Annotated in this window: 7 protein-coding genes and 1 pseudogene; all 8 read right to left on the bottom strand. The window is 45.1% G+C overall.

Translation table 11 applies throughout. From position 1 onward, the window contains the following. Positions 1–36: 36 nt before the first annotated feature. The 8 genes and pseudogenes from ACEW9I_RS21920 to ACEW9I_RS21885 all read right to left on the bottom strand — a co-directional run bounded on the left by ACEW9I_RS21920 (position 37) and on the right by ACEW9I_RS21885 (position 4,907). A complete protein-coding gene (locus tag ACEW9I_RS21920; protein ID WP_373542446.1) occupies positions 37–702 on the bottom strand; it encodes an SDR family oxidoreductase in 666 nt (221 codons plus the stop codon). 219 nt (positions 703–921) lie between these two features. Further along, positions 922–1,482, bottom strand: a complete 561-nt coding sequence (locus ACEW9I_RS21915; RefSeq protein ID WP_373542445.1) for a DsbA family protein — start codon at positions 1,480–1,482, stop codon at positions 922–924. Positions 1,483–1,527: 45 nt separating this feature from the next. Continuing rightward, a complete protein-coding gene (locus ACEW9I_RS21910) occupies positions 1,528–1,887 on the bottom strand; it encodes a DUF5335 family protein (RefSeq protein WP_373542444.1) in 360 nt (119 codons plus the stop codon). 538 nt (positions 1,888–2,425) lie between these two features. Then, positions 2,426–3,133: a BON domain-containing protein gene (locus tag ACEW9I_RS21905; protein WP_373542443.1), complete on the bottom strand. Its 708-nt coding sequence runs from the start codon at positions 3,131–3,133 to the stop codon at positions 2,426–2,428. 156 nt (positions 3,134–3,289) lie between these two features. Continuing rightward, on the bottom strand, positions 3,290–3,652 hold the full coding sequence (locus ACEW9I_RS21900) for a 2Fe-2S iron-sulfur cluster-binding protein (protein WP_373542442.1): 363 nt from the start codon (positions 3,650–3,652) through the stop codon (positions 3,290–3,292). Between the two features lie 38 nt (positions 3,653–3,690). Beyond that, positions 3,691–3,777: pseudogene (locus ACEW9I_RS21895) on the bottom strand (DNA starvation/stationary phase protection protein); the annotation flags it as partial. 103 nt (positions 3,778–3,880) lie between these two features. Further along, complete coding sequence (locus ACEW9I_RS21890; protein ID WP_373542441.1) at positions 3,881–4,420, bottom strand: general stress protein; 540 nt, start codon at positions 4,418–4,420, stop codon at positions 3,881–3,883. A gap of 55 nt (positions 4,421–4,475) precedes the next feature. Beyond that, a complete protein-coding gene (locus ACEW9I_RS21885; RefSeq protein WP_373542440.1) occupies positions 4,476–4,907 on the bottom strand; it encodes a hypothetical protein in 432 nt (143 codons plus the stop codon). Between the last annotated feature and the right edge of the window lie 32 nt (positions 4,908–4,939).

Here is a 4,939-nt window from a genome sequence, read left to right as displayed (position 1 = left end):
ATAAAAACACGACAAGACAGAGGCACCCCTACACAATTAACCTGTAGGGGTGCCCCTTGTGGGTACTCTGGATTCATAAGGAGCAATAGTATATTTAAACTGGTGCAAGATGTGAGTAATACAATTAGTCAACTCAGTTGCAACGGGGCCTGGTGAGATATTCGTCGAGCGAATTTCACTGTTTGACTCTAATCGCAACCCTTCAGAAATCGCTCGCACTGCAAACTTAGTCGCACAGTAGACTACCGATCCCGGATATACCTGATGTCCAGCCACTGATGATAGATTAATAATATGACCGGACTTTTGCTGACGCATAATCGGCAATACGGCAGCAATTCCATAGAGAACGCCCTTAATGTTGACATCGATCGTCCGATCCCACTCCTTCACCTTTACTTTGTCGAGGGGAGAAAGCGGCATCACGCCAGCACTATTGATGAGTACGTCGATCCGACCGTAAGTACTCACAGTTTCCTTTGCTAAGGCTTCCACCTGGGCAAGATCTGTCACATCAGTGACTAAGTAGGTTGCCGTCCATCCCGATTTAGAGATCGCCGCAACCATTTCTTTGAGTCGATCTTCTCGGCGGGCTGCCAGCATCAGTTTGGCTCCACTAGCAGCCAGTCGCTCGGCGGTTGCTGCGCCCAGTCCACTACTGGCTCCGGTGATGATAACCACTTTGTTTTGAATCTCAGACATATTGACTCCTGTGCGCGATCTTAATTTAGGTCGTGAAATCTAAGAAACTGAATTCTTTAAACTGAGAGCGCGGCGTTTCGTTACAATCGCCAGCGGAATTAACCAGCTAGAACTAACAAGTGTAATTTTCTTAGTTTTAGGTGCATTAACTTTCACGATTTATCTTCCAATGATTAGGGAGCAGCATAGTTTTTGGCTCGCGAACTACGATCGATCGAATTAGTAGTGCTCGTTGGCATAGCTGCCCCAATGCGGCATCACATTTAATAACGTACCCGTATCCCAATTTCCAACGTGACGAATCCCATTAATAAAAAATGTCGGCGTGCTCTCCACACCACTTTCTATCCCCGTTTTGATATCCTCCTCGATGTGGCGAAAGTGATGTTGATTGTTGAGATCGCGATCGAATAAATCGCTATCTAATCCCAACTTACGGGCGTAATCGAATATATTTGTCTCACTCAAAGCAGATGGAAACTCAAACAAGGAATAGTGCATCTGCCAAAACTGATTTTGCGCTGCTGCTGCCTCTGCCGCTTCTGCCGATCTCATGGCTTGTAAGTGCAAATCGACGAGTGGAAAATGCCGAACCACATAACATAATCGATCGCCAAGCTCGTATTGAAGCTCTCGGACGATACTCACAGCTTGAGCGCAATAGGGGCATTGATAATCGATATATTCAACTAAGACAATCGGAGCCGTAAGCATTCCTTGGCTATGGTCGCGAGTGCCAACTGGCAGGACTAGATCTAAGGTAGTATTTGTGGAAATCATTAGTTCACCTATTCAATTACTAATTGTGTCGATCGGAATTAATTTCTATGGTTCGACTGGTTGCAACTTAACTAATGTTTTTGTCCCAGCAGCATCACTAATCCACACCGCTAACATCCGACCGCTTTCGCTTTGTCCCGTTAAGACTTCAGTAGGTGCATCGACAGTGTGAGCGTAGGTGACTTCATCTTTACCCACTTCAATTACCAAATCGTTGCCCTTGCCAGGACGATCGTAAACCATCGCCATCAACGGTGCATTCTGAATTAATTCTTCGTCACCGAGTTCGGAATTGATGATTTCAATTGAAATATGTCGTCCCCGATTGCCGTCTGAAAACTGGTCAAAGAATTCACTCCAGCGTTCTTGAGGTACAGTTTTAGTTAGTTCGATTTTATTTAACATATAATTTCTGTTGTTATTGATGTATTCGTAATTATCTAGCTAGTTCAGATCGTTGAATGTCTCTTGCGAAGTCAGATCGGAGATGATTGCCTGCTGTGCAAGGTAGACTAAGTGTATATCGACCAGTAATTGTTTGGCATTTTCGATTTCAATACCTTGTATTTGTTTGCAAAAGATTGAATGAAAAAGTTGCTCTCAACAGATAAACTATTCATTAATTTTCTCCTAAAACAGTAGCTGTCAAACGATCGAAGTATTTACTTAGAGTTGTTAGGATTGCTCATTTTATTTCGATCGGCAGCAGATTTATAGGGTGGGCAGTGTCTTGATTCGCGCATCACGGAGGAAACTTACACAACGCGAATATCTGCCCACCATCTAGATTAATACCATTATCTATTTGATAGATGATGGTATTAATCTACCTAGAAATAAGAACTAAATAACTTACAATTCTTCTTTGGGTAGGGGCAATTCATGAATTGCCCCGCACTTCGAGCGATCGCATAAAAGCTATAAGTTATTTAATCCGCTATCCTTATTGTGAAAACTCAAACCACTTTACTGTGAGTTGATTGTCCACAGAAAATACCCCTGGCGCAGCCCAAGCCGCGCGTTCGGCTTCTTCTCGCTCCGCCAAGTTCCGCACGTTGCCAAAGAGTTCCACATTGCCACCATTCGTCTCGACGCGGATCTTGTTAGCATCCACTACAGCACTGCGTTTGAACGCCGATTTAATCGCTCTTTCGACTTCCACTGGCTTTACTGTGGGTTCGATGTTCATCTTGGGTGGCGGGGCGAGGGAGAGTCGATTAGATACTCCCTTTACACCCAACAGGTGCCGCACAACGTTTGCCGCAACGTTCTTTTGGTACCACCCCTCGACTTCGCCTTCTAAAGTAATCAAACCTTCACGGACGGTGACTCGAACGGTTCCTGGTGGAATTAAGGTCGCCCAATTAATTTGATTGGTAGCGGCGGTGGCGATGTCTCCATCGGTACGGTGGTAGGATGCTGGTAGCTGGATCTCGATGTCATCAGCGATCGCTTTTACGCCCGCAATCCGCTTCACCGCCTGTACAGCTTCCAATTTCTCAACATAGCTACTGACGTAACCATTGAGTGTCACCGTGCCGTTTTTGACTAAAACACCGATGTCTGTAACTTTGACAATTGGCTCGTATTTGAGTTCGGCAAGTACATCATCTTTTAGTTCCAGATCGGTTTTTTCAATTGTATTATTCATGTCATTTTGTCCGTTTGTGATTCACAGTTTTATGGATTTCCGTCGTATCGCTTTTCAGTGTTGCGTCAGTTTTTTTGGTAATAGTTTGCATGTTATTTGTTTATTTGTTGTTATTTAAAATTCAGTAGGCGCAATTCATCAATTGCACCTACGAGGCTACGTCAACGCTGGGGCTGCTAGCATTCCGCCTGGTGTCCAGATAAACTCTTCCCCATCCCCAAAATAGCCATCAAATTTGGTCACGCGCAGATCGCCTAGCACCTCAGTCTGGCAAGCCAGCCGCCGTTCTGGGTGAATCGAATGCGGATGAAAAATCGTCCGTTTCGTTTCTGCTTCAGTCGGTACGGAAACAGATCCCTCAACTTGCACTAAACAAGTACCGCAGGTGCCATGTCCGCGACAGTTGAAGATTTTTGCGCCTGCGTTGTAGAGATCGATATCTTGTGCTAACAGAGCTTCGCGCAGGTTAGTACCTTCGTCAACATCAAAAGTCTTGCCTTCAGCTATGATTCTTGCCATGTTCGTTCTCCTGTTGGTGTGATGGGTTCGATGGAAATTTAGCTCCGAACTAACGGCGTATCCACCAAGTGTTCGGCGATAAACCAGACTTGCGATTCATTCGTCCGCAACACATCATTCGTCAATTTGAAGTTTGAATCTGCATTTGGAGTTTTCCTTACGTTTCAATTTCTGTTCGATTGGGCAATTCGGTAGGGGCAAATCAAGACATTGCCCCTACCTCATTTCCTATGCTGCTACCGACATACCGATCCCATGACTGATTTTGTCGAGCATCTGCTTGGCTTGGGTGACATCTTCATTCGTACCTGTTACCAAGATGATGAATTCACCTGCTTGGATTTTGGTTTCATACTTGAGCACCTCATTCTTGGGAATCCCCAAACCGCCCAAAGCACCTGCTAAACCACCGATCGCCGCAGCCCCAGTACCCCCCACCAATATGCCTTCCAGCCACCCCGCCAATACGCCAGTAATCGGGCCAGCAATGACTAACGGAGTCATACCAGGAATAAAGATTACACCAGCACCAGCTAAAATCCCAAACAAACCACCAACGAAGCTACCCCAATAACCACCACCTGCGGCTCCGGCTTTGGCAGTATCTTTCCAGCTTAGAAATCCCTGTACATGTTCGGATGTTTGGTAGTCTTTACCGACAATTGATAGCTTCTGCATATCGAAGCCTTGTCGTTGCAGCTCCCGTACTACTGTTTCGGCTTCGGTATGGGAGGGGAAATGCGCGACAATTGTATGTGAATATGTCATGTTTTAATGTCCTCAGATCGTGAATTAAATATTGAAATTAGTTACCCAATCGTTGCTAAGAATGTTTATTGGAATTCCCATTAGCAGCGTCGGCATCCATGCGGTTGCAAATTGCTGCTAAGGTAGCCTCTTCTGCTTCTTCCATCATTGCCAGTGCTAAGTAAACAGATGTAGCCGCATAGTCCTCAGCTTTTTCCGCCCGATGTTCGAGTTTCTTAACCTCACGACTCGCTTTCCACTCATCGACACTCGATTGCACCTCAGCTTCTTTTTCCTCAAATTGCATTTTGAGCTTGGCTCGGTAGTCATCAAATTCTTGTTTCTTCGCGGCTAGGCTGGCTTTGGCTTCATCGAGTTTCGATTGAATCTCAGCTTGGTTTTTTTTCGCAGCAGATTTGATACTTTTATTGAGCGATTTCGCCCGTTCTTCAACTGCTTCTAAATTGTCATGAAGTTGACTGGTGAAGTTGTCGATTGCAGTACTCATGGTGCTTTAGCCAATTTACTAATGTTACAAAA

Origin of the sequence: Chamaesiphon sp. (genome assembly GCF_041738855.1) — a bacterium.
Taxonomy (GTDB): domain Bacteria; phylum Cyanobacteriota; class Cyanobacteriia; order Cyanobacteriales; family Chamaesiphonaceae; genus Chamaesiphon.
This window is presented reverse-complemented; position numbering and strand designations above follow the sequence as displayed.

Bases quoted from the DNA above. Each gene is read 5' to 3' on its own strand.
- ACEW9I_RS21920 (WP_373542446.1), bottom strand. From the start codon at position 702: ATGTCTGAGATTCAAAACAAAGTGGTTATCATCACCGGAGCCAGTAGT.
- ACEW9I_RS21915 (WP_373542445.1), bottom strand. From the start codon at position 1,482: ATGATTTCCACAAATACTACCTTAGATCTAGTCCTGCCAGTTGGCACT.
- ACEW9I_RS21910 (WP_373542444.1), bottom strand. From the start codon at position 1,887: ATGTTAAATAAAATCGAACTAACTAAAACTGTACCTCAAGAACGCTGG.
- ACEW9I_RS21905 (WP_373542443.1), bottom strand. From the start codon at position 3,133: ATGAATAATACAATTGAAAAAACCGATCTGGAACTAAAAGATGATGTA.
- ACEW9I_RS21900 (WP_373542442.1), bottom strand. From the start codon at position 3,652: ATGGCAAGAATCATAGCTGAAGGCAAGACTTTTGATGTTGACGAAGGT.
- ACEW9I_RS21890 (WP_373542441.1), bottom strand. From the start codon at position 4,420: ATGACATATTCACATACAATTGTCGCGCATTTCCCCTCCCATACCGAA.
- ACEW9I_RS21885 (WP_373542440.1), bottom strand. From the start codon at position 4,907: ATGAGTACTGCAATCGACAACTTCACCAGTCAACTTCATGACAATTTA.